Source organism: Polaribacter sp. HaHaR_3_91, assembly GCF_019278525.1.
In the GTDB taxonomy this organism is placed as follows: Bacteria; Bacteroidota; Bacteroidia; order Flavobacteriales; family Flavobacteriaceae; genus Polaribacter.
This window is the reverse complement of record NZ_CP058986.1, coordinates 2,574,623-2,598,489: the sequence shown is the minus strand read 5'-3', so window position 1 is coordinate 2,598,489 and position 23,867 is coordinate 2,574,623. Positions and strand designations below refer to the sequence as shown.

At 29.9% G+C, this 23,867-nt stretch carries 24 protein-coding genes; 9 read left to right on the top strand and 15 right to left on the bottom strand.

The features are described 5' to 3' along the window. Positions 1 to 154: 154 nt before the first annotated feature. From H0I27_RS10980 to H0I27_RS10970, 3 genes are all read left to right on the top strand, one after another. Positions 155 to 559, top strand: coding sequence for a hypothetical protein (locus H0I27_RS10980; protein ID WP_218730748.1), 405 nt, complete (start codon positions 155 to 157; stop codon positions 557 to 559). Beyond that, on the top strand, positions 556 to 921 hold the full coding sequence (locus tag H0I27_RS10975; protein WP_218730747.1) for a cupin domain-containing protein: 366 nt from the start codon (positions 556 to 558) through the stop codon (positions 919 to 921). Before H0I27_RS10980 ends, H0I27_RS10975 begins: the two co-directional genes overlap by 4 nt. 80 nt (positions 922 to 1,001) lie before the next feature. Continuing rightward, positions 1,002 to 2,018, top strand: a complete 1,017-nt coding sequence (locus tag H0I27_RS10970; protein ID WP_218730746.1) for an AI-2E family transporter — start codon at positions 1,002 to 1,004, stop codon at positions 2,016 to 2,018. 70 nt (positions 2,019 to 2,088) lie between these two features. On the opposite strand, the gene folD is transcribed toward H0I27_RS10970, so the two are convergent. From folD to msrB, 9 genes are all read right to left on the bottom strand, one after another. Continuing rightward, positions 2,089 to 2,964 carry a bifunctional methylenetetrahydrofolate dehydrogenase/methenyltetrahydrofolate cyclohydrolase FolD gene (folD, locus tag H0I27_RS10965; RefSeq protein WP_218730745.1) on the bottom strand — a complete coding sequence of 292 codons (876 nt, stop codon included), beginning with the start codon at positions 2,962 to 2,964 and terminating at the stop codon, positions 2,089 to 2,091. An 85-nt stretch (positions 2,965 to 3,049) separates the two neighbouring features. Beyond that, on the bottom strand, positions 3,050 to 4,378 hold the full coding sequence (gene ffh / locus H0I27_RS10960; protein WP_165733415.1) for a signal recognition particle protein: 1,329 nt from the start codon (positions 4,376 to 4,378) through the stop codon (positions 3,050 to 3,052). Between the two features lie 231 nt (positions 4,379 to 4,609). Next, positions 4,610 to 5,152, bottom strand: a complete 543-nt coding sequence (locus tag H0I27_RS10955; RefSeq protein WP_218730744.1) for a DinB family protein — start codon at positions 5,150 to 5,152, stop codon at positions 4,610 to 4,612. 216 nt (positions 5,153 to 5,368) lie between these two features. Next, complete coding sequence (locus tag H0I27_RS10950; RefSeq protein WP_218730743.1) at positions 5,369 to 6,754, bottom strand: hypothetical protein; 1,386 nt, start codon at positions 6,752 to 6,754, stop codon at positions 5,369 to 5,371. 134 nt (positions 6,755 to 6,888) lie between these two features. Further along, on the bottom strand, positions 6,889 to 7,587 hold the full coding sequence (locus H0I27_RS10945; RefSeq protein WP_218730742.1) for a hypothetical protein: 699 nt from the start codon (positions 7,585 to 7,587) through the stop codon (positions 6,889 to 6,891). Positions 7,588 to 7,674: 87 nt separating this feature from the next. After that, positions 7,675 to 8,823 carry a hypothetical protein gene (locus H0I27_RS10940; RefSeq protein WP_218730741.1) on the bottom strand — a complete coding sequence of 383 codons (1,149 nt, stop codon included), beginning with the start codon at positions 8,821 to 8,823 and terminating at the stop codon, positions 7,675 to 7,677. Between the two features lie 9 nt (positions 8,824 to 8,832). Continuing rightward, complete coding sequence (locus tag H0I27_RS10935; protein WP_218730740.1) at positions 8,833 to 9,483, bottom strand: hypothetical protein; 651 nt, start codon at positions 9,481 to 9,483, stop codon at positions 8,833 to 8,835. Positions 9,484 to 9,516: 33 nt separating this feature from the next. Next, the gene (locus H0I27_RS10930; RefSeq protein ID WP_218730739.1) at positions 9,517 to 10,044 is read right to left on the bottom strand and encodes a T9SS type A sorting domain-containing protein; all 528 of its coding nucleotides are present in this window, start codon (positions 10,042 to 10,044) and stop codon (positions 9,517 to 9,519) included. Positions 10,045 to 10,140: 96 nt separating this feature from the next. Beyond that, on the bottom strand, positions 10,141 to 10,617 hold the full coding sequence (gene msrB, locus H0I27_RS10925) for a peptide-methionine (R)-S-oxide reductase MsrB (protein ID WP_218730738.1): 477 nt from the start codon (positions 10,615 to 10,617) through the stop codon (positions 10,141 to 10,143). 186 nt (positions 10,618 to 10,803) lie between these two features. Between msrB and H0I27_RS10920 the strand changes: the two genes are divergently transcribed. Both H0I27_RS10920 and H0I27_RS10915 read left to right on the top strand, forming a co-directional pair. After that, the gene (locus H0I27_RS10920) at positions 10,804 to 11,607 is read left to right on the top strand and encodes a M48 family metallopeptidase (RefSeq protein ID WP_218730737.1); all 804 of its coding nucleotides are present in this window, start codon (positions 10,804 to 10,806) and stop codon (positions 11,605 to 11,607) included. Positions 11,608 to 11,706: 99 nt separating this feature from the next. Next, positions 11,707 to 13,014, top strand: coding sequence for an MFS transporter (locus H0I27_RS10915; RefSeq protein WP_218730736.1), 1,308 nt, complete (start codon positions 11,707 to 11,709; stop codon positions 13,012 to 13,014). A gap of 53 nt (positions 13,015 to 13,067) precedes the next feature. On the opposite strand, the gene H0I27_RS10910 is transcribed toward H0I27_RS10915, so the two are convergent. The 6 genes from H0I27_RS10910 to H0I27_RS10885 all read right to left on the bottom strand — a co-directional run bounded on the left by H0I27_RS10910 (position 13,068) and on the right by H0I27_RS10885 (position 19,029). Further along, positions 13,068 to 13,628: a type 1 periplasmic binding fold superfamily protein gene (locus H0I27_RS10910; protein WP_218730735.1), complete on the bottom strand. Its 561-nt coding sequence runs from the start codon at positions 13,626 to 13,628 to the stop codon at positions 13,068 to 13,070. A 24-nt stretch (positions 13,629 to 13,652) separates the two neighbouring features. After that, positions 13,653 to 16,055 carry a TonB-dependent receptor gene (locus tag H0I27_RS10905; protein ID WP_218730734.1) on the bottom strand — a complete coding sequence of 801 codons (2,403 nt, stop codon included), beginning with the start codon at positions 16,053 to 16,055 and terminating at the stop codon, positions 13,653 to 13,655. 36 nt (positions 16,056 to 16,091) lie between these two features. After that, positions 16,092 to 16,373 carry a hypothetical protein gene (locus H0I27_RS10900; RefSeq protein WP_218730733.1) on the bottom strand — a complete coding sequence of 94 codons (282 nt, stop codon included), beginning with the start codon at positions 16,371 to 16,373 and terminating at the stop codon, positions 16,092 to 16,094. A gap of 226 nt (positions 16,374 to 16,599) precedes the next feature. Next, complete coding sequence (locus tag H0I27_RS10895) at positions 16,600 to 17,085, bottom strand: hypothetical protein (RefSeq protein WP_254712658.1); 486 nt, start codon at positions 17,083 to 17,085, stop codon at positions 16,600 to 16,602. Positions 17,086 to 17,088: 3 nt separating this feature from the next. Next, positions 17,089 to 18,432: an adenylosuccinate lyase gene (gene purB / locus H0I27_RS10890; RefSeq protein WP_218730732.1), complete on the bottom strand. Its 1,344-nt coding sequence runs from the start codon at positions 18,430 to 18,432 to the stop codon at positions 17,089 to 17,091. Positions 18,433 to 18,477: 45 nt separating this feature from the next. Next, complete coding sequence (locus H0I27_RS10885) at positions 18,478 to 19,029, bottom strand: adenylosuccinate lyase (RefSeq protein ID WP_218730731.1); 552 nt, start codon at positions 19,027 to 19,029, stop codon at positions 18,478 to 18,480. A gap of 78 nt (positions 19,030 to 19,107) precedes the next feature. Between H0I27_RS10885 and H0I27_RS10880 the strand changes: the two genes are divergently transcribed. The 4 genes from H0I27_RS10880 to H0I27_RS10865 all read left to right on the top strand — a co-directional run bounded on the left by H0I27_RS10880 (position 19,108) and on the right by H0I27_RS10865 (position 23,775). After that, complete coding sequence (locus H0I27_RS10880) at positions 19,108 to 19,821, top strand: toxin-antitoxin system YwqK family antitoxin (RefSeq protein WP_218730730.1); 714 nt, start codon at positions 19,108 to 19,110, stop codon at positions 19,819 to 19,821. A 126-nt stretch (positions 19,822 to 19,947) separates the two neighbouring features. Further along, entirely contained in the window at positions 19,948 to 21,135 is a 1,188-nt protein-coding gene (gene mnmA / locus H0I27_RS10875; RefSeq protein WP_218730729.1) for a tRNA 2-thiouridine(34) synthase MnmA, read from the top strand. Between the two features lie 40 nt (positions 21,136 to 21,175). Then, on the top strand, positions 21,176 to 22,834 hold the full coding sequence (locus H0I27_RS10870; RefSeq protein ID WP_218730728.1) for a S8 family serine peptidase: 1,659 nt from the start codon (positions 21,176 to 21,178) through the stop codon (positions 22,832 to 22,834). Further along, complete coding sequence (locus tag H0I27_RS10865; RefSeq protein ID WP_218730727.1) at positions 22,834 to 23,775, top strand: nitronate monooxygenase family protein; 942 nt, start codon at positions 22,834 to 22,836, stop codon at positions 23,773 to 23,775. Before H0I27_RS10870 ends, H0I27_RS10865 begins: the two co-directional genes overlap by 1 nt. The last annotated feature ends 92 nt before the right edge of the window (positions 23,776 to 23,867 follow it).

Below are 23,867 nucleotides of genomic sequence, written 5' to 3'. Positions count from 1 at the left end.
ACAAAACCGCGCTTTCAACTATATCTTTTTATGTAAAAATAAATTGATACTTTAAAAACTCTTATTTAATAAATAATATTTTGTTATATTTATTAAATAAGAGTTTTTACATAAAAAGGATGCCGTTTCAATCGCTTTCGCAAAACCAATATTTATGAAAACATATTCAATTGAAAACAGTGAAGGAACAGTTTTAAGACCAAATTCTGAGTTTGAAAGAAGAATTATCTTTCAATATTATTTAGATAATGACATTAAAATAAACTCCAAAGAAAAAGAGATTCTTTTAAAAACAGATGTGTCAGAACATGAGTCTATTGGTATTATAGGGTGTTTATTAAATGATAGCACTCATTTAAATACTCTTAGGTTAGCGATTGGTTCTAAAAATTTGTCAAATAAAAAATTATCTAATTTAGCAAGTTCATTATTTAATGCTGAAGAATTAGAAAAAGCAGATACGGTTTACTTTGTAGAAAAAAACGTTGATGATTTAACTAGAGTAGAAAATATAATAACAAGCGAATATCTTGCAGCATTTAGTAGTTATAAGAGATGAAAAAATATACCATTCAAAAAGCACCCTTTGTGGTTCCAACTACAGACGGTAAAGTAATAGAAGAGCATTTTGGCAATGCTACTAATGGAAATTCTCAAATAAGCATTGCTCATATGATTGCACCCTCTGGTTGGAGTGAACCTTTTCAAACTCCAGAGTTTGAAGAATACACCTACATTATCAAAGGAAAAAAACAATTTATAATAGATGACGAAACTATTATTTTATCTGCAGGTGAATCTATTAAAATAGAAAAAAATACTAGAGTTCAATATTCAAATCCTTTTACAGATCCTTGTGAATATATGGCTGTTTGTTTACCAGCTTTTTCTATAGACTTGGTACATAGAGAAGAAGTATAAATTACATTTGTGTTAATTTATAAATTGATAGTTATAATATTAACTTTATATTATTTCTAAATTGCGATAAACTACTACATATGAAAGATACTATTGCACCAAGAATAATAAGACAAATATTTGTTTTATTACTTATTTTATTTATTCTTATTCTAATTTTCAGGGAGTTAATTCCATATTTATCAGGTATTTTAGGCGCTGTAACCATTTTTGTTTTATTAAGAAAGGCAATGCTTTTTCTGGTAAAGAAAAATTGGAAACCAAATATTGCTGCAGCTTTTTTAATCTTAGTTTCTTTTATAGGTATACTTTTACCAATTTCGGGTATTTTATTAATGTTGGCAAATAAAGTGCGTGATGTCGTTGGAAATTCAGAAGAGGTTGTATCCAAGTTTAAAACACAAATGACTTCTTTAGAAAGTAAAGTAGGTTATAATTTTACAGATAGTATAGACGCGGAAGAAGTGTCTAGTTGGATAACAGATAACTTACAAGGATTTGTAGGTAGTACCTTTAATATATTTATATCTATTGGTTTAATGTACTTCTTATTATACTTTATGTTGGTAAATGAAAAAATCTTAAGAAAATCTTTATACAAATATTTACCGATAAACGAAGTGAATTTAAAGATTATAGGTTCCGAAGCGAAGTCTATGGTTCGTTCTAATACCATAGGAATTCCTTTAGTTGCTATTGCACAAGGTATTATTGCGTTAATAGGTTTTCTGATTTTCGATATAAATAACCCATTCTTTTGGTTTACAATTGTTACAGTAGGTTCTATGATTCCTTTTATAGGAACCTTTGTAGGTATATTACCTGTTTTTATTTTAACGTTAGCTTCTGGAGATAGTGTTGCTGCTTGGGGAATCTTAATTTATGGGATAGTTGTAGTTGGTTCTACAGATAATATTATAAGGCTTTTGGTATTAAAAAAATTAGATGATGTGCACCCTTTAATTACCTTAATTGGTGTTATTGTTGGGGTGCCTTTATTTGGGTTTATTGGTTTAATTTTCGGACCATTATTAATTAGTTTATTTTTAGTAATTGTAAAAATTTACAGAAAAGAATTTGCCGAAAATAATATTTAATCAATACAATTTTAAGCAAAAAAAAAAGCGATGCATTTAATGCATCGCTTTTTTTATACCTTATAAAAAATTAGCTTTTTCTTTGGCAAGCTAATAATGTGTTTTTTAATAACATGGCAATAGTCATTGGACCAACTCCACCCGGAACAGGAGTAATAAAATCAGATTTTTTAGAAACTTCATCAAAAGCGACATCACCAACCAATCTAAATCCACTTTTTTTAGAGGCATCTTCTAAACGAGTAATACCTACATCAATTACAGTAACATGATCTTTTATCATATCTGCTTTTAAAAATTCAGGAATACCAATTGCAGCAATAATAATATCTGCTTGTAAAGTTATTTCTTTTAAATTTTGAGTTCTACTATGGCACATTGTTACCGTTGCATTACCAACCTTTCTTTTTTGAGATAATAAAATACTCATTGGGCTACCAACAATATGACTTCTACCTAAAACAACCACGTGTTTTCCAGAAGTCTCAACCTTATATCTTTCTAATAGCTCTAAAATTCCAAAAGGAGTTGCAGAGATAAAAGTAGGTAAATTTAGAGCCATTTTTCCAACGTTCGTTGGATGAAAACCGTCTACGTCCTTATCAGGATTTATAGCCATTAATATTTTTTGTTCATCTATGTGTTTTGGTAACGGAAGTTGCACAATAAAACCATCAATATCTTTATCAATATTTAAAATAGCAATTTCATTTAATAAATCTTCTTCGGTAGTATCATCTGGTAATCTAATTAAAGTAGATTCGAAACCAACAAGCTCACAAGCTTTTACTTTTGCATTTACATAAGTGATACTTGCACCGTCGTCTCCAACGATTATCGCTGCTAAATGAGGTGTATCAGCTCCTTTACTTTTTAAATCTTTTACTTCTAAAGCAATTTCTTCTTTAATGTCTGCAGATGTTTTTTTTCCGTCTAATAAAATCATTTCTAGTTTGTTGTGTTGTTGTCTAGTTGTTGTGTATTATGTAAATTAAAAAAAGATAAACGTGTGTTTATCTTTTTTAATATTTTTACTTCATTCCTTTCATCATTTGCATCATCTTTTTGCCGCCGCCGCCTTGCATCATCTTCATCATTTTACTCATTTGGTTAAATTGCTTCATTAGCTGGTTTACTTCATTAACCGAAGTTCCAGAACCTTTTGCAATTCTCTTTTTTCTACTGGCGTTTATTGTTGTTGGTGTGCTTCTTTCTTCCGGTGTCATAGAATGAATAATAGCTTCGATACCTTTAAAAGCATCATCGTCTATATCTACATCTTTCATAGCTTTACCAGCTCCAGGAATCATACCAACTAAATCTTTCATGCTACCCATTTTTTTGATTTGTTGAATCTGACTTAAAAAGTCATCAAAACCAAATTGATTTTTAGCAATCTTTTTCTGTAATTTTCTAGCTTCTTCTTCATCGTATTGGTCTTGTGCTCTTTCAACTAAAGAAACAACATCTCCCATCCCTAAAATACGATCTGCCATTCTATCTGGATGGAATACATCTATTGCGTCCATTTTTTCTCCAGTACCAATAAACTTAATTGGTTTATCAACAACAGATTTAATAGATAATGCAGCTCCACCACGAGTATCTCCATCTAATTTTGTAAGAACAACTCCATCAAAATTTAAGATATCATTAAAAGCTTTTGCAGTATTTACTGCATCTTGCCCTGTCATAGAATCTACCACGAATAAAGTTTCTTGTGGACTTACAGCTTTATGAATGTTAGAAATTTCATTCATCATCTCTGTATCCACGGCTAAACGACCAGCAGTATCAATAATAACTACGTTTTTACCGTTTGCTTTTGCATGTTTTATAGCATTTTGTGAAATTTCAACAGGATTATTGTTTCCAACTTCTGCATACACCTCAACACCAATTTGTTCTCCAACAACTTGTAATTGATTTATTGCAGCAGGTCTATAAACATCACAACCAACTAATAAAACTTGTTTAGATTTTTTATCTTTAAGAAAGTTTGCTAATTTTCCTGAAAAAGTAGTTTTACCAGAACCTTGTAAACCAGACATTAAAATTACAGTTGGCGAACCACCTAAATTAACACCTACAGTTTCTCCACCCATTAATTCTGTTAGTTCATCTTTAACTAACTTTACCATTAATTGACCTGGGTTTAACGTAGTTAAAACGTCTTGCCCTAATGCTTTGGTTTGAACTCTTTTGGTAAATTCTTTGGCAATTTTAAAGTTAACATCGGCGTCTAACAACGCTCTTCTAACTTCTTTTAATGTTTCTGCAACATTAACCTCTGTAATTTTACCATGACCTTTTAAGGTGTGTAAAGCTTTATCTAATTTATCGCTTAAATTATTAAACATAATTCGTCTTCTTTTTTAGGAAGCACAAATATATGAATTAGAATAGTTTTTTATTGAATCAGAATTAGAAAATATGTAGTTAAAGATATTTATTAATTGATTTGAGATCAATTAAAGGTAAATAGGTTAATAAAAACGAAGTTTCTTATTAAAATCTTGAATAATATGAATTTAAACTTATGATCTTATTTTTATCACGAAGTAAAATTCGATATTTTATACCTACTAAGGTTAGCAATAAGTCTCTTCACCATAATGCATTATTAATATTTTGGTATGATGTTCTGTGTGATATGCTGTCCACATTATAATTTCTCTAATAGTCATTTTACCCATTAATGGATGCGGAAGTACCAATGTGTCTAAATTAACATCACTAATTTTTTTGAGTTTAAATTGTAGTTTTTTACTATGTATTTGCAGTTTTGTTAATAGACGTTCTCTATCTTTTAATAATGTTTTTTTTAACTTTTGATTGTATTTCTTTGTTTTATCTTTATTGTCAAGTAATTTTTGATGGTACTTGCTTACAATCGTTTTGTAATCTATAGGTTCTCTATTACACAATCCAAATTTGTATTTTAAAAAAAAACGAGGATAACTTAAAGCGTTATTTAAAAGTTGTAAGCTATTTACTAAGTGAAGTATTTGTTGTCCTACAGTCCATTTTCCATCGGGACCTTTTTCCCAGTTGTCATTTGGTTGATCTTCTAACCATTTAAATAAAGTATTGTGATTTTCCTCTAATAAATCTGCAATTTCCTCTTTTTCCATCAAAAATAAATTATCTAAGTAAGATACAAAAAAATACGTTATAAACTGTTGAGGCTTAATATGAATTTTAGTGTTTTTTAAGTGTGAATGGTTGTTTACTTCAGCGAATACTCTCTCGTATTCCACAATAATAGATATCCTGAAAACTGCAAATGGTTATAGCAGAATTAGCAAGTAAATTCGCTTTATAATAAGATAAAGTGTTTCGTTTTCTTCTTAATTAATTTTTTCAAGAGTTAGCATAGTTCCTTCAGGTAGTATGGTTAAACTATCTAGAGTTCCACGATCACTTTCGTAAACTCTACCTTGAACTCCAATTTTATCATTTGCAATTAAATCTAAAATTTTTACCATCGTTACCGTACTTTTATTTACCAAATTACTTGTTTGATAACTATAAGCTATTGTATTATTTACCGATATCGTATTTTTTGTGAGTTGAAATTCTCCTCCAACTCGAACATTATTTATTACTTCGGATGTAATTCTGTATGTAATTTTATATCTACCTGTGTTAAGTGCAATAATTCCATCTGTAGTATTAGTGTAATCTGAAGAGTTGGGAGTAAAATCTTGAGATTGAAATTTGATTGTTGTAAAATTGGAAGATTCTGCAATTGTTTGTATTGCATTTGGGTAGCGTTCGCTTACTGTAGGTGTATAAAAATTTTTTGGTATATATTGAGATGAAGTATTATCATAAACTAATGTTTGTCCGTTTGTTGGAGGTATGTTCGAAACATCTATGTTTTGTATTTTTATAACGGTGGATGCTGCTAAGGTTCCTGAAATATCACCTGTAATTTTTAATGCTGATAAATCTGTTTGTTTTGTTGTTTCAGCATCATTTTCTAATGAAATCTCTAAATTTTTTCCATCTATATTTAAAGTATAAATATCAATTTTTTGAGTATCCGTATTTATAGTTGAAGCATCTATCCAATTTGTTCCAGTATTAGTTGCTGATAAAATTTGTCCAGTAATACCTGTAGAATTATTTTTATCCTTAATACGACCATCTAATTTTAGGGTTTCTTTTATAGTTACAGTTGTTGTGTTTGCTATTTCATCAATATTGAGAGCTTCTATACCACCAACTGAAAAGCTGATTTCATCTGCGACTGGGCTGTACATTCCTGTATCTATATCATTTTTAAATCTGTATGATGGTCTACCCATAGTACCATCAGAATTTAAAATGCCTTCCGTTCTCATGGCTCCTGTAACATGGAACTTATTTGTAGGTGAACTTGTCCCTATACCCAGCCTATTATTGGTGCTATCCCAGAATAATTGAGTATTGTCTTCTGTAGGTATACCTGTAGCACTTGCAAAAAATACAGATCCTTCGGTAGCTGTTGGAGATAATTTTTCCCAAGAAGTGCCATTATAAATTTTAATAGTAGTGGGTGAGGAGGAAGTATCAAACCAAATATCGTTTTCTACTGGGTTTGAATTACTCGTGTTAGAAGTTGTAACTGTATTATTTCTTATTTTAAGTATAGTTCCTTTGTTATTGATAACGCTAACTTCTTGTGCATACAAACTAGCTACTAATAGTAGTAAAAAAGTTATGATATGTTGCTTTAGAAATTGCTGCATTTTTATTTATAAAATAGAGTTATAAAGTCAAAAAAATAAGAAAGTTGATTTTGAAAATAAGAGTTGTATTCTTTTATGAATAGTAATATTATGGCTTGTAATTTTACAAACCATAATTTATAAAGATGCTATTTTTACTTAATAAAGTGTACTTCAAAAACATCTCCAGTATAAGCAGTACCGCCTAATGAAGCAACAACTATGTTTACTTCATTAACGTTAGTAATTGTGTAATCTGTACCAGATCTTAATTTTGCTCCATTTCTATACACAGATACACGATTAACGTTTGTAGTTGCTAAAATACCAACAGCATCCACAGTAAAGTCAGTTGTTACATCTGCAGTCAATTCTGTTTCATCCCATAGAACATCAATGAAATTAGTCATTAAAAGTTTTTTTGTTTCACCAGTAGCTTCATCCCTAACTAATAATGAATATCCTGTAGTGTCAAAAGCTGTTGCAGCTGAGTTTTCAGCATCACCAGCGGTTGTGTCAATTCCATCAATTCCTGTAATAGCAAAAATAGCTCCTGATGCGTCTATATAAGTATCATCTGTTAAAGTACCACCCAATTGCCAGGTTGTAATTACACCTCCATCTGGTGCGGTGTCCGTAAAAATTGTTACGCCATTACTAGATTGTAAATACTTAATTGTACCCTTATTATCAATAACTTTTATAGATCCGCCAGCCTCACCTAAAACGGTATTTGCTTGTTTTGTAAAATCGGTTGCAGCATTAGTTGAGGTTTCTGTTCTTTGGGCATTTATGGTGCTACTCGCCATAATTATAATACCTAATATTGTTGATTTTAAATAATTCGTTTTCATAGTTTTCATTTTTAATTAATTTAATTGTTATTTTTCTTTTTTAATTGTTTTTATTCATAGGCTTTTCAGTTTTTTATGAGTGATGTATTAATATAGTTGGACTATTCTAACTTTATCATCTTGGTAACATTTCGCTTCTTGTTCTAGTTTTATAGTTGTATTGTTAATTGCAATAAAATTGATGCGAACACCGTTTCTAAATACATCTATTTTATCAGAATTTGTAATGTTGAGGGGAGTGGTAAATTCTAATTGACCATCAGAAGCAATAATAATTACTTGTTTTTTTTGATGGAGAGTAGAATTAGGTTTTTGTCTTAAAACACCTGTACTTTTATCCATAACGACTATTTGATCTTCAGTATTTGTGCTTTCTTGCAATCCTGCAAAGGCAAATGTGTTTGTTGCACTTGTGGTAATTAAAGTTGGTTCTATTAAAATACCACCTAATTTTATTTTATTGTCTCTTGTGTAAAGGCCATTTTCAGCTTTCATATTTCTTAATGAAACCCATTGAGTACCATCATATACTTCTAAACAATTACAAGTCTGATTCCAAACTTGATCTCCAGTTACAGGTTTTTTGAATTGAGCATCTCTAAAGCTATCATTACCCACTACTATAAGTCCAAATTCATTAGTAGGATCAAAATCATTATTAATAGGTGTCCATTTTATATCATCCCAAATCATTAATGATGGGGAGTTATTTATACCATAATCTGTAAGCCAAATGATATCTCCTAATTGATAAGGAGGAGATAAGTCTCCTAAAGAACTTACTATTTTTATGTTCCCATTTCTATTCTCACTACCACGATCAGGTTGAGGTATGTATAATATTTTTTGACTGTCTAAAAAGACAAAACCGTCGTTATCATTTAGAATATTTAGTTCAACATTTAAATATTTTAATTTTCCATCCCAATTAATATCATAAAATGTATTACTTATGGGTATTCCTTCGCCTACAATAAGAGAAACCATGCCGTTTTTATCTGTACTAATTGTATGTTCTTCTATATATTCTACAGAGGTTTCATTTGATATAGTAAAACGTAGGATAATTTCTTCTAGACCTAAAGTAACTTTATTCTCTAATACGTTTGTTCCAGGAATCTGAATTTCTTCGTTATTTAAAATTAGCGCCTGATAATTAAAACCAGGTGTTTGACCAAACAGAAAAGTGTTTGTTAGTAAAAATAAAAAGAGCCGTATTTTATGTGAAAATTTCATATTTATTTTTTAGAACCTTCTGTTATTTAATCTTAAAATATAGAATAACAATCCAAATGAAAATGCCTTGGTGTGAAATGAATATGCTTCTTCTATATTACTGTCTTTGTTTTTTTCTTTAAAACTATCAGCTACATTATATTTTACATAAGTAGATAGATTGTCATGAATAACATACTCTACACTTATTCCTATGTGTATTCTAATTAAATTTTTGTCAAAAGTATTTTCCTTGTATAAATTTACTGTATTATCTTTATATGTTCTTGTGCCTGAAATAAGCCAATCGTAAGAAATATGTGTGTGTACCTGTACTTTTAATCGCCTTTCATTAACAAATGCAAAGTTTATCCCTGGTTTTAAGGTTAAATAACTTAAATCATACGTTGTTGGTGTGCTGATCTTACCAGAATAAAAACCAGTATTAATTTTATATTTGTTGTATCCAAGTCCTATATCCCAAGTAAATCGTTCTTCATATAACGCAAATCTAAAACCGCTTTCAATGAAAAAATCTTGTGCTTTTGAGTAACTTAAATCTAAAGTGTTATTTCCTAAATTATTTACATAATCTTTAAAATAGGCATTTTCAAACCCAGTTTCTAAATAGACCTGTTGTGCTTTTGTTGTATTATTTATGAAAATAAATACAGCAGTCATAATTATAATATTTGAGATATTTTTCCACATCCCTTATTCTGTTTTTAGTATTTTTTCTGTAAACGTATTATTACCGCTTTGTATGCGTATAATATAAGTACCTATACTATAATTTTTTAACGGGATAAGTAAATTGTCTGTAGAGGAATATTCTTTTTTTAAGATGATTTTCCTAGTAACATCATATATGTGTATATGAATTTTATGCTTAGTTTCTTTGGAGAAATTGAGTGTTAGATATTCTATAAAAGGATTTGGAGAAATGACAAGGCGAAGGGATTTATCAATAATATCCTTGTCAGAGTTATTGATGTTAAATATTTTACTATTATTTAAAAAACCTTGTTGTACATCTATTTTACCAGTGCTTTTTGTGCCAATAATACTAGATTGACCAATGCTTTGTAAAACTGTATACCTTATTACATTGTTAGAAATAGGGTATACAGATGCACTACCTACTGTAGATATTGTAGGTTTTAAAAGAGTTTGTTTTGTTTGTTGAGAATGCGTTTCAATTACAAGTAAAACAAGTATTATGAAAAGTAGTTCTTTAATCAATGAATTTCTTTTTAATTATAATGCAGTTTTTTCTTAAATATATGCATTTTTAACAAGAAATTAACTTTAATTTGATTTTTTGTTTATAATTATCGTTTATTTAGTTATGAATTTTAAGGCGTCTCCATTAATACAATGACGTTTTCCAGTGGTGTTTTTAGGGCCATCATCAAAAGAATGACCTAAGTGACCTCCACAAGTATTGCATTTTAATTCTGTTCTTGCATAACCAATTTTATAATCTACATCTAACTCAACATTTTTCTTTATTGCTCGGTCAAAAGAAGGCCAACCAGAACCAGAATCATATTTGTATTCAGATTTATAAAGAGGTGTTTCACAAGCAGCACAAACGTAAGTTCCTTTTGTTTTGTTTGTGTTAAAAGAACTCGAAAAAGGTTTTTCGGTACCTGCTTCTCGTAATATATAATACTGTTTAGCTGTTAATTCTTTTTTCCATTGAGTATTTGTTTTTTCAATGGTGTATGTTTTTTTTTCTTTGGATGATGTTTGAGCTATACCATTACAGCTAATCATTAAAATAACAACTAGTAAAGAGAAAATATTTTTCATAAATTTTAAATGTTTTTAAGTTAGACGAAAACTTTGTGACATAATTACAGATTTAACTTTCGGCAATAAATTATTTTTTTGATTAAGATAGAATATGTAATTTTATAGAATTGTAAATAATCAACCAATAGTGACAATTTAGAAATAGATGTGTCTTATTAATTAGTGATCATAAAAAATAAATAGATGAAAAAAATAGCAGTTTTACTTTTAACAGTTTTACTTTTCGTAGAATGTAGTACCGTACCAATTACGGGGAGAAGTCGTGTCAATTTTGTAAGTGATGCACAAGTGTTACCTACTAGTTTTGCTCAATACAGTACTTTTTTAGAAGAAAATAAATTATCTACAAATACTGCAATGTCTAACCAAATTAAAAATGTTGGTAAAAATATTTCTGCAGCGGTAGATCGTTTTATGCGAGCAAATAATATGAGCTCAGAAGCAGATTCTTATAGATGGGAATTTAATTTAGTAGATGATGAAACTGTAAATGCTTGGTGTATGCCAGGAGGAAAAGTTGTTTTTTACACTGGTATTATGCCAATTTGTGCTAATGAAAATGGAGTTGCTGCAGTAATGGGGCACGAAGTTGCACATGCTTTTGCTAAACACGGACAAGAAAGAATGTCTCAAGGACAATTACAACAATTAGGTGGTGTTGCCGTAGCGTTGGGTACTTCTGGTAAAAGTGACGAATCTCAACAATTATGGAATACTGCATTTGGTGTTACTACTGGTTTAGGAATGTTAAAATTCAGTAGAGTTCATGAGCAGGAAGCAGACAGGTTAGGTTTGGTTTTTATGATTATGGCAGGTTATGATGGAAGGGAAGCTGCTGAGGTTTGGGTAAGAATGAGTAACTTATCTAACGGAAGTTCTCAACCAGAAATTTTAAGTACACACCCTTCTAATGAATCTAGAATACAAGATTTAAGAAATTATTTACCAACGGCTAAAAAATATGCAGCAGAGTACAACGCCAAGTAAAAGATATAAATAAAAAATAAGGAAACAAATAGATTTCCTATATTGTAACCGTTCAAAAAAAGATGTTTTTTTGAACGGTTTTTTTATAAAATAGATTTTATGTTAAAAATTGGAGATAAAAAATTAATTAATGCTTGGGCATTTTATGATTGGGCAAACTCGGTATATTCTTTAGTAATTAGTACTGCTGTTTTTCCAATTTATTACGCAGGCTTAACGGCTTCGGAAGGTTTTGCAAATGCAGAAGGGAAAATTACTTTTTTAGACACACTTTGGAATCCGACAACCTTGTATAATTATGCAATGGCATTTTCTTTTTTAGTAGTGGCTTTTATATCCCCTATGCTTTCTGGTATTGCAGATTATGCTGGTAATAAAAAGAAATTTTTAAAAGGTTTCTGTTTATTAGGCGCGCTATCTGTAATGAGTTTATATTTTTTTACAGGAAAAGAAACGCTTTGGGTCGGAATCCTTTTTACCATTTTGGCGAGTATAGGTTTTTGGGGAAGTATCGTATTTTACAATGCGTATTTGCCAGAAGTTGCTTTACCAGAACAACAAGACAATGCAAGTGCAAAAGGCTTTATGTTAGGGTATTTGGGGTCTATTTTATTATTGCTTTTGTGCTTAGTTTTAATAGAAACTGAAGTTTTTGGTTTTTATGATAAACAATTTGGCTCACAATTATCTTTTGTCTTAGTAGGTTTGTGGTGGCTTGGTTTTGCACAAATAACTTATGCTAAATTGCCAAACGAAGAGAAAAAAGAAATCCCAAAAGACAATTATTTTGCGAAAGGATTAAAAGAAATAAAAAAAGTTGCCAAAGAATTATTTGCTTATAGAGAATTAAAGATTTTTTTAATTTCATTCTTTTTATGGAGTATCGGCGTGCAGACTATTATTTTAATGGCAGGTATTTTTGGTACTATTTTAGGTTTAGAAACCTTAAACTTAATTGGTACTATTTTACTAGTTCAGTTTGTAGGGATTTTAGGTGCTTTCTTATTTTCTAGATTGTCAAATAAAATAGGGAATATAAAAACATTAAAAATTACCATTGCTATTTGGGGATTGGTTTGTTTTATAGGATTTAGCTTAACTAAAGACACTCCGAATATAGAAATTTACTTTTATATTTTAGGAGCTTTAATAGGTTTGGTAATGGGAGCTATACAATCTTTAGCAAGATCTACATACTCAAAAATGTTACCAAAAACAGAAGATAATGCGTCCTATTTTAGCTTTTTTGATGTAACAGAAAAAATAGCCTTAGTAGTAGGTATGGTAACTTTCGGAATTTTAAATTCTATGATATCTATACAATCTAGTGTTTTGGCTTTAGCTGTTTTCTTTTTAGCTGCTTTTATTTCTTTAAGTACTATTAAGAAAACAAAATATGTTAAATAAAAAAAGTGCTGAGTTCTAAAACTCAGCACTTTTTTTTTATTTTTAATAAAAAATTATTCAATAGTAATAGCGAAAGTTACTTCTGCATCTGTTTCTCCAGCAGCATTAGAAATATCACCATCTACAACACCTTCACCACTTTTATTTGGCTCATGTATAAGAGAAACTGTTAAGCTTTCTGATCCTGCATCTGTTGTTGTTAATGAAAAATCAATACCAATTGGTGCCCCATTTAAATCTGTATCTATGTACGTTGTAGAAGCTATTTCGTTAGTAAAAGTATAAAAGAATTGGTGATCTACACCTTCTTCTTCAACTTCTAATGTAATATCTTCTGCAGGGTTTTCAGTTTCGTTTAAAACTTTTGTTACTCCTGTATATATGGTGTTAGCAGCTAAATTTCCAGAAATACTAACTTCTGGTTCCGTTGGTCCGTCTCCATCTAAATCTGTACTTTTTAAAGTAATAGTATCACCACCATTTTCAGGAGTTAAAACTAGTGTTACAGTTGTGATTAATTCTTCTTCGTTAACAGCTATTGGGTCATCATCTGAACAAGATGCTGCTAAAACAATAATTGATGCTAATACTAATACGTGTTTAATTGATTTCATAATGTGTGTTTTAATAATTGATTTTTAATAATTAATTTTTAATTGTAAACTATAATTTCTTCCTAAATCATCAGCATAATATCGTAACCTATTTAAGTTGTTTCTATATCTTGTGTTTAATAGATTTGTTACGCCTGCTGAAATTTGTAAATCTGTTTTTTTTGATAACTGAAAAACAGCATCTGTATGTAAATGTAATAGGTGATAACCTGATGGTGTAGAGCTAATGTCTACTAAAGCATCGATATCTTGTGTTGGTAAATAAACAGAAAAGTTGTTATCTGGATAATTGATTTGTTTTAAAACCAATTCACTCTCTAAACGAACTCCTAATTGATGCCATTTTTTATTTCTGTACTCCAAAGAGTTTTTAAAACTTGGAGCAGGAATGTCTATTAAGTCTCTATTTGTTTTTGTTTCGTACCCAAAAGTTAAAGAAGATTTATTATTAAAAGTAAAAGCATCATTAATTTTTTGTTGCCACGTAAAATCGATTCCGTACAAACTTGCATTTGTAGCTCTGTACTCCCAAACAGGAAAAGCACCACGAATTGTTTGTTCTATACCTGTTGGTTCTAAATAAATAAAATTATGAATGTTATTAAAAAATACCTCTGTAGAAATTCTTGTATCGTTAGATTGATAAGTGTACGTAGCAGAAACTCTATTTGAAACTTCTTGTTGTAAATCTAAATCTCCCAATTCAATTCTTGAAGCAGAATGATGTAAACCGTCACTAAATAGTTCTGATGCATTTGGTGCCCTACTAGATAAACCATAATTAAATAAGACCGCATTTTTATCATTTACTTGATAAACAATTCCTGCGGAAGCAGATACATTATGAAAAGTTAATTTTGGATTTACTAACCATTGTGTGGTAAAATCTCCAATAATTAAATCGTTAAATTCTGTATCGTAACCTCTTTCTGTCCATCTACTTTTTAAGTAGAATTTTTTTGCATCTATATAATTATAATCATATCTAACACCAATATTTGCTGTTGTATTATCACTTAAAGTAAAATTACCAATAGCAAAAATTCCGGCATCAATTTTATCATAATCTGGTATTAATCTTCTAACACCCGTTAAAGGATTTGCAAAATTATTTTGGTAACCTGCTTTAATTCCAACTTTATAAGTTTGATCTAGATTGTTGTTAAAATCAAAAGAAGAACTTATTGAATGTGTTGTTAAATCTAAATCAATAGCAGCTTTATCTTTATCGTCTCCAACTCTTATATCAAACTCAAAACGTTGATTTTTTTGAAAATCGTATTGAATATCAAGTTTACCTAAGTTTTTAAATCTTTTGTAATAACTGGCTTTAATTATATGATGATTTACTTTTTGTTTCGGTGCGTTAATATCATAACTAAAATCCTCTATAATTAGAGGTTCTTTGTTGTTTATAGCGCTTACCAAATCGTCTAGGTTACCAATGTGAGATGCTTTTAAAATACCAATGTTATTGTTTACAAAACTATAATCAACAGTAAATCCACTTTCGTACTTTTTTAATCCACTTTGTATAGAAAAAGCAGTAGAACTTAAACCTGTATTTGTTAAATTATAATCTGGACTATTAAAGTCTCCAAACCTTTTTAAAGTAGTTTTAGCATTTACAAACCAACCTTTTTTAGAGGTTTTAGTAATACTACTATGTAAATTACCACCACGTCCGTTACTTTGTAAACCTACAATGGTTTTACCAAAAAGACTGTCTTTTAAAACATACTTTGTTGGTTCTAAAACAATAACACCACCAATAGCATCGCCACCAAATTCTAAAGAATTAGCACCTTTAACCACTGTAATTTTATCGGCATTATTTATATCAATATTAGGTGCATGTTCTATACCCCAATCTTGATCCTGTAATCTAACACCGTTTGTCATTACAATTATTCTACTACTGTGTAAACCGTTTATTACGGGTTTTACAATAGAATTTCCGGTATTAATAGAAGAAACTCCTGCAACATTGTTTAAAGCATCACCCAAACTTTTACCACTATATTCTTCAATAGTTTTGTTATCTATTTCAGTGGTTTGTGTAGTATTAGATGTTACGTTATGTGTAGATGTTATTACTACCTCCTCTAGATCTTCTATATGGTGTTCTAGAGTGAAGTCTTTAAACGTATCTCTGTTTAAGTTTATCGTAACTTTTTTAGTCTCACATGATATATGTTCTATTGTCAAAGTAATTTTTCCTTCGCATAAATTTTTAAACTCAAACAAACCATCAAAATCAGTTATGGCATATTTATTTGAATTTTCAATTTTTAAGGAAGCTCCAACAATAGGCGTACTATCATGAAAATCCGTAATTTTTCCTTTAAAAGAAATTTGGCAATCTTGTGCAAGTGCAGATGTAGTTATACACATTGCAAATACAAATTTACAAAGTAATTTTATCATTTTTTATTTTCATAATTTAAATTAAATAATCCTAATTTAAATACCTACAGGCGGGCCTCTTAATGAAAACGATAAATGATAATGATTTTTTAAGAAATTATATTGTAACCTATTATTAGTATAAATAGGAGTGTTTAACTTAATGTTAAAGAGGTTTTCAGTTAAGAGAGAATTGTTTGTTTGATAAACATCTAACTTACAATCAACGTCTTTTTTATGAATATGATTTTCAACTTTAGAAATGCAAACACCGTGTTCATGGTTGCTAAACGCATGAGCAGAAAGTGTAAAAATTGGCAATAGGAATATTACCAACATTAAGATACCAATATATTTATTTAGCTGTTTGATATTACTTTTGTTTCTATGGTTGATATATCTAAAATAATGGGTGCAAATTACAACTATCCTATTGGATAACTAATTTCATTTTGTTAAAAAAAACTATATAAATTAAATTACATATGACGACGTAGATATTCTAAGACAGCGTTTGTTTTAAGTTGGTCGTTTTTTACAGTATGGAATTACAGGAATAATAATTTTATTTCACCTTATAAATAGTACCATCTGTAGCAAATTTACTAAAGCCAATTTTTGCAGAAAAACTAAAAGAACTATCTGTTACTTTTGTAATTTGAACATAAATAGGTTCTTTATCAATTTCCTTTTTTGGAGATTTCATCTTTAATGTATAGAAGAAATTATTTTTCCATTTGATATATAATGTATCAATATGTTTTATCTTTTTTTCTCCATAAGTACTATCATTAGAGATGCTTATAATTTTATCATACTCTTCAATTTGAAGACTATCTTTTCTAGTGATTGTTGTTTTACTATATCCATCTCCTGCAGGGATCTCAAAAACACCTTTTTTAAAGCGATCTGAGTTATCTTTTAAATCTGACTGACAAGAGAAAAATATAATACTGAATAAAACCAAGAAACAAGATACAAAAGGATACTGTTTTTTAGCATCCTTTTGTCTTGATTCTTGATTCTTGTTTCTTGGTTCTATTTTTAACATAGCTTATATACCTGTATAATTACTTGGTGTAATTGCTTTTAATTCTTCTTTAATTTCTAATGAAACTTCTAAAGTATCAATAAAGTCTGCAATAGATTTTTGGTTGATTTTAGCATTCGTTCTCGTCAATCCTTTTAATGCTTCATAAGGATTAGGATATGCTTCACGTCTTAAAATAGTCTGAATTGCTTCTGCAACAACTGCCCAATTGTTTTCTAAATCTTGTGCAAACTTTTCTTTGTTTAACAATAATTTATTCAATCCTTTTAAGGTAGATGTAAATGCAATAATTGTATGACCAAATGGTACACCAACATTACGTAAAACAGTACTATCAGTTAAATCACGTTGTAAACGAGATACTGGTAATTTAGCAGAAAGATGTTCAAAAATTGCATTTGCCAAACCTAAGTTTCCTTCAGAATTTTCAAAATCGATAGGATTTACTTTATGTGGCATTGCAGAAGACCCCACTTCACCTGCTTTAATTTTTTGTTTAAAATAATCTGTAGAAACATAGGTCCAGAAATCTCTATCTAAATCTAAAATAATAGTGTTTATACGTTTTAAATTATCAAATAAAGCAGCTAAATGATCGTAATGTTCTATTTGAGTTGTAGGAAAAGAGTGGTGTAAACCTAATTTTCCTTGTACAAAAGTACTTCCAAATTCTTTCCAATCTATACTTGGGTATGCAACTTTATGTGCGTTATAATTACCTGTTGCTCCACCAAATTTTGCAGCACTTGGTATGTCATTTAATAAGTTGAATTGTGCTTTTAAACGTACCACAAAAACTTCTATTTCTTTTCCTAATCTTGTTGGAGATGCTGGCTGACCATGTGTTCTTGCCAACATAGAAATGTCTTTCCACTCAATAACTAATTCTTGTAACTTTTCTAAAAGCCCAGTATAATGAGGTACATAAACATCGTTCATTGCTTCTTTAATAGAAAGCGGAACAGCGGTGTTGTTGATATCTTGAGAAGTTAATCCAAAATGGATAAACTCTTTATGTGCTTGTAAACCTAAGGCATCAAACTTTTCTTTGATAAAATATTCAACAGCTTTTACATCATGGTTTGTAATGCTTTCAATATCTTTTATTTTCTGAGCATCTTCAGCAGTAAAATCAATATAAATTTTACGTAAATCATCAAATAAATCGTTGTTAAAATCTGATAATTGAGGTAAAGGAATTTCGCACAAAGCAATAAAATATTCAATTTCTACACGAACTCTGTATTTTATTAAGGCTTCTTCCGAAAAATAATCTGATAATTTTGATATTTTACCTCTATAGCGACCATCAATAGGAGAGATGGCATTTAATTGTGTTAATTCCATTTTTTAGTTATGTTGTTAACTGCAAAAATAGTGAATTTAGCAGATTTATAAAGTAGATTTTCTATGTTTTTCTATCAATTCTAAAATGAATCTTCCACGAGCTTTACCCCCCTTACTTTCATGTATAATTTTAGTTTGAATTAAGTGTTTTAATTCAGGATGAATCCACTCTTTTTCTAATCCGAAATAGTACAAAGTAGTCATTGTATAAGCTCTTACTGCAATTTTTTGTGGTGTAATTAACCAATCGAAACCTGTTTCGACAATACTGTTTATATGGTTTTTTGTCAGTTTTTTTTGTACAATGTTTTCTGTTTTAGAGTAATAAGCAGTCGCTAAATGTTCACAAATTTTAGCACATGGTCTAATGGCACTATCAAATTTTAAGGTTTTAATTTTTAGAGTGAATTCATCTAAATGAGGTAAAATCCACTCTAAATGATGATGTGTACAAATCCATTCTAAAATCCAAGCAGCCTTTATAGATACTTTATTTTCGGTATCAAAAGTAATAGTAACCAGTTCTTTAAATAGTTGTGGGGTTTCTATAATAATATTGGCAACTCTTTGTCTGTTTTCCCTTTTAGGGTTTTCCATGTTGTGGAGTTGTTCGGTTACGAAAAGTAAATTTGATTTTGACACGATTAATGTATCTTTGTTTTAAAATTATATTTAATGATAAAGATAAAAAGACTGTTTTTTATTTTACTGTTTTTCGCTTGTTTTTTTACAAGTGAAGATTTTAATGGACAAAAAATTAATCAAGTAAATGCTAATAACCAAAGGGTAGGTGTTTGGAAAAAGTATTATTCTAATAAACGAATACGCTATGTTGGTCAATTTAGAAACGGAAAAGAGATAGGTGTTTTTAAGTTCTACGACATTACAAGTTCGAGACATCCTGTGATTATTAAAAAATTCTACGAAAACTCAGATTCTCTATATGTTCAATTTTTTACTCTAAAAGGAAAAATAGAAACAGAAGGTGTTCTAAAAGGCAGAAAACGAGTAGGTAATTGGAAATATTTTTATCCTGATGGTATAATTATGTCGGAAGAAAATTATAAAAATGGAAAATTACATGGATCACAAATAATTTATTATCAAGATGGTCAAGTTACAGAATTTGCTACTTACAAAAACGGATTGTTAAACGGTATTGTTAGTAAATACTCTAATAAAGGAGTTTTAATTGAAGAGGTTACGTATGAAAACGGTGCTTTAAATGGCTTAGCAAAATATTTTGAATTAGACGGTGTTTTAAAAGAAACTGGAAATTATAAAAACGGATTAAGAGTAGGTAATTGGGAGTATTATATGGATGGAGAAGTGTCTTCAGAAAAAGAAATTAGAAAGAAAAACACGTTTTCTCGTAAAAAAGAAGATTAATTCTCGGTTTGTTCCGTGTATTGTTAAAAAGAACTTGTTATATAAAACAAAACAATGGCTTTATCAATTCTTTCAATCTGTTAAAACCATTTCTAATGTGTACCTTTGCATCCTCAAAAATTAAAAATGAAACGAGTAGTTGTTGGTCTTTCTGGTGGTGTAGATAGTAGTGTTACTGCACATTTATTAAAGGAACAAGGGTATGATGTAATTGGGCTATTTATGAAAAATTGGCACGATGATTCTGTCACTATTTCTAATGAATGTCCTTGGTTAGAAGATTCTAATGATGCAATGATTGTTGCAGAAAAATTAGGGATTCCTTTTCAGGTAGTAGATTTAAGTGCGCAATATAAAGAACGTATTGTAGATTATATGTTCGATGAATATTCTAAGGGTAGAACACCAAATCCAGATGTACTTTGTAACCGAGAAATTAAGTTTGATGTTTTTATGGACATCGCTTTAAAATTGGGTGCAGATTATGTGGCTACAGGTCATTATTGTAGAAAAGGTGAAGAAATTATAGACGGAAAACCAGTTTATAAATTATTGGCTGGTAAGGATAATAATAAAGATCAGTCTTATTTTTTATGTCAATTATCTCAAGAACAATTAACAAAAGCATTGTTTCCTATTGGTGAATTAACAAAACCAGAAGTTAGGGAAATAGCAAAAGAAGCAGATTTAATTACTGCAGAAAAGAAAGATTCGCAAGGTTTATGTTTTATTGGTAAAGTACGTTTGCCAGAATTTTTACAACAAAAACTACAACCTAAAGAAGGAGTTATTGTTACGATTCCAACGGATTTTGAGCAATACACTAAACAGGCTCCTACTTTTGAAAACAAAGAAGAAGAATTAAAATATTACGCTACCAAATTTACTTACAATAAAGAAGATGGTAAAGTGGTTGGTAAGCATCAAGGAGCACATTATTTTACAAAAGGACAACGTAAAGGTTTAAATGTTGGTGGTACAAAAGAAGGTTTATATGTGATAGAAACCGATGTTGTAGAAAATGTAATTTATACAGGAGAAGGTAAAAATCACCCAGGATTGTACAGAAATGTATTGTTCGTTTCTAATGAAGAAATGCATTGGATTCGTGAAGATTTAACTTTAAAAGTTGGAGAAACTATGCAGGTCGATGCAAGAATTAGATACAGACAACCTTTAGAAAATGCTATTTTACACAAAGTAGAATCTGGCTTGTATGTGGAGTTCGAAAACAAACAATCTGCCATACAAGAAGGTCAATTTGTAGCTTGGTATAAAGAGGAAGAGTTATTAGGCTCTGGAGTTATCTCTTAAAATATTTATAAAAATCATAAAAAAGTAGTAATTTCGGAGTATGAAGAAATTACTACTTTTTTTATGTCTAATGATTTTTTTAAAAGTTGATGCACAAGAAGATGCTTGGCTTTTTATTAAAGATAAACCTCAAGAAACTAGTTTTTTAGAAAACCCTATTTCAATGCTTACTCAAAGAGCGTTAGATAGAAGATCTAGACTCAATATTCCTTTAGATTCTAAAGATGTTCCTGTTGATGAAGCGTATTATAATCAACTTAATAATGATGAAACAGTTACTGTTTTAGGTAAATCTAAATGGTTAAACGCTATTCATGTTCAAGGAGAAGTTGCAGATATAAATACTTTAATTACTAATTATAGTTTTATAGCATCTGTAGAATTTGCTAATAAATCATTGAATCTAAATGGTAAATCAAAAGGAAAAACAATAACTCCAAATCATTATAATAAGTTGAATGAAACGCTTACTGATTTTAATTATGGTGATGCAGATAATCAAATTAAAATGTTAAAGGGAGATTATTTGCATCAACAAGAATTAACTGGCGAAGGACAAATAATAGCAATTATAGATGCAGGGTTTCCTAATGTAAATACCTTAGATGCTTTTAGTAGAATAAGAGATAACAATCAAATTTTAGGAGGCTATAATTTTGCTGATAGAAATGATAACTATTATACAAGAAGTAGCCATGGAACGCATGTTTTGTCTTCAATTGCTGCGTATATTAAAGATGAATATGTTGGTACGGCTCCAGATGCAAAATTTTATTTATTTATATCAGAAATTTCAGAAACGGAAACTGTTTTAGAAGAGACTTTATGGGTAGAAGCAGCAGAACGAGCAGATAGTTTGGGGGTAGACGTAATTAACACCTCTTTAGGCTATACTACGTATGACAATCCTAATCACAACCACACCTACGCAGATATGGATGGTAAAACCACTTTTATTTCTAGAGGAGCAGAAATTGGTGCTTCACGTGGTTTGCTTTTGGTAAATGCGGTTGGTAATGACGGAACTAATTCTTGGAAATATATGGGAGCACCAGCAGACGCCCCTTCTGTGATTTCGGTTGGAGCGGTAAATTCTTCAGGAAATATTGCAAGTTTTAGTTCTTTCGGACCAACATCCGACGGACGAATAAAACCAGAGATTTTAGCAAAGGGAGCAAGTGCAGCTATAATTAATTATTCTACAGGTGCTATTACAACTTCTAGCGGAACGTCTTTTTCATCACCCATAATGGCAGGTCTAATTGCTTGTTTAAATCAGAATGAAGGATTTCTTTTAAAATCATCCTTAAAAAAATCTGGTGAAAATTATAATGATTATTTAAAAACTGCTATTTACGAATCTGCGGATAAATTTAATAACCCTACGGACCAGCATGGTTATGGAATTCCTAACTTTGAAATAGCATTGAATAGTTATATTGCTAGTTTATCTTTATTAAAAGATGAAGTTATCAATTTAAAGATTTCTCCAAACCCTGTTCAAGATCGTTTTACTATTTCTACTGATAATTTTGAGGATCTGTCAATTCAAATTTATACCATTTTAGGTGAAAAAGTATTTGAAAAAGCAGCAGTAACTTCCAAAAATATTGATATTTCGTTTTTGAATACAGGTATTTATTTGTTGAAAATATTAAAAGGAAATCAGCAAAAAAATATTAAAATTATAAAACAATAATGACTAATAAAATAACAACTCTTTTCAATATAAAATACCCGATTGTACAAGGAGGCATGATTTGGGTTTCTGGATGGAAATTAGCTTCAGCAGTTTCTAATGCAGGTGGTTTAGGTTTAATTGGTGCAGGTTCTATGTATCCAGATGTTTTAAGAGAACACATTATTAAATGTAAAAAAGCAACTTCAAAGCCTTTTGGTGTAAATGTACCAATGCTGTATCCAGATATTGAAAAAATAATGGATATTATTGTAGAAGAAGGCGTAAAGATTGTTTTTACTTCTGCAGGAAATCCAAAAACTTGGACGTCCTTTTTAAAGGAGAAAGGAGTTACGGTTGTACATGTTGTAAGTTCTGTTAAGTTTGCTTTAAAAGCAGAAGTGGCAGGTGTAGATGCTGTTGTTTGTGAAGGTTTTGAGGCAGGCGGACATAATGGGAGGGAAGAAACAACTACTTTTACTTTAATACCAATGGTAAAAGAGCAAGTTAAAATACCTGTAATTGCGGCTGGTGGAATAGGAACCGGAAGAGGGATGTTGGCGGCTATGGTTTTAGGTGCAGATGGTGTACAGATAGGAAGTAGGTTTGCTGCAACGTTAGAGTCTTCTGCTCATATTAATTTTAAAAATACCATTGTTACCGTTAAAGACGGAGACACACAGTTAACGTTAAAAGAATTAGCACCAGTTCGTTTGGTGAAAAATAAATTTTATAATGATGTACAAGAATTATATAAACAGAACCCAACTAAAGAAAATTTAATAGAATTATTAGGTAGAGCAAGATCTAAAAAAGGAATGTTTGAGGGAGATTTAGATGAAGGTGAGTTAGAAATTGGTCAAATTGCTGGTTTAATTCATGAAATAAAACCAGTAAAAGACGTTCTAAAAGAGATTGTTGATGAATTTAATGTAGTTAAATCACTAGTAATTAGTGTTTAGTGTTGCCGTTTTAAAAAAAACTTAATTATTTTGATAGGATTGTTAATTTTTGGCATTACATTTGCAATTCAATAAACGTTGTTAGGAATTAA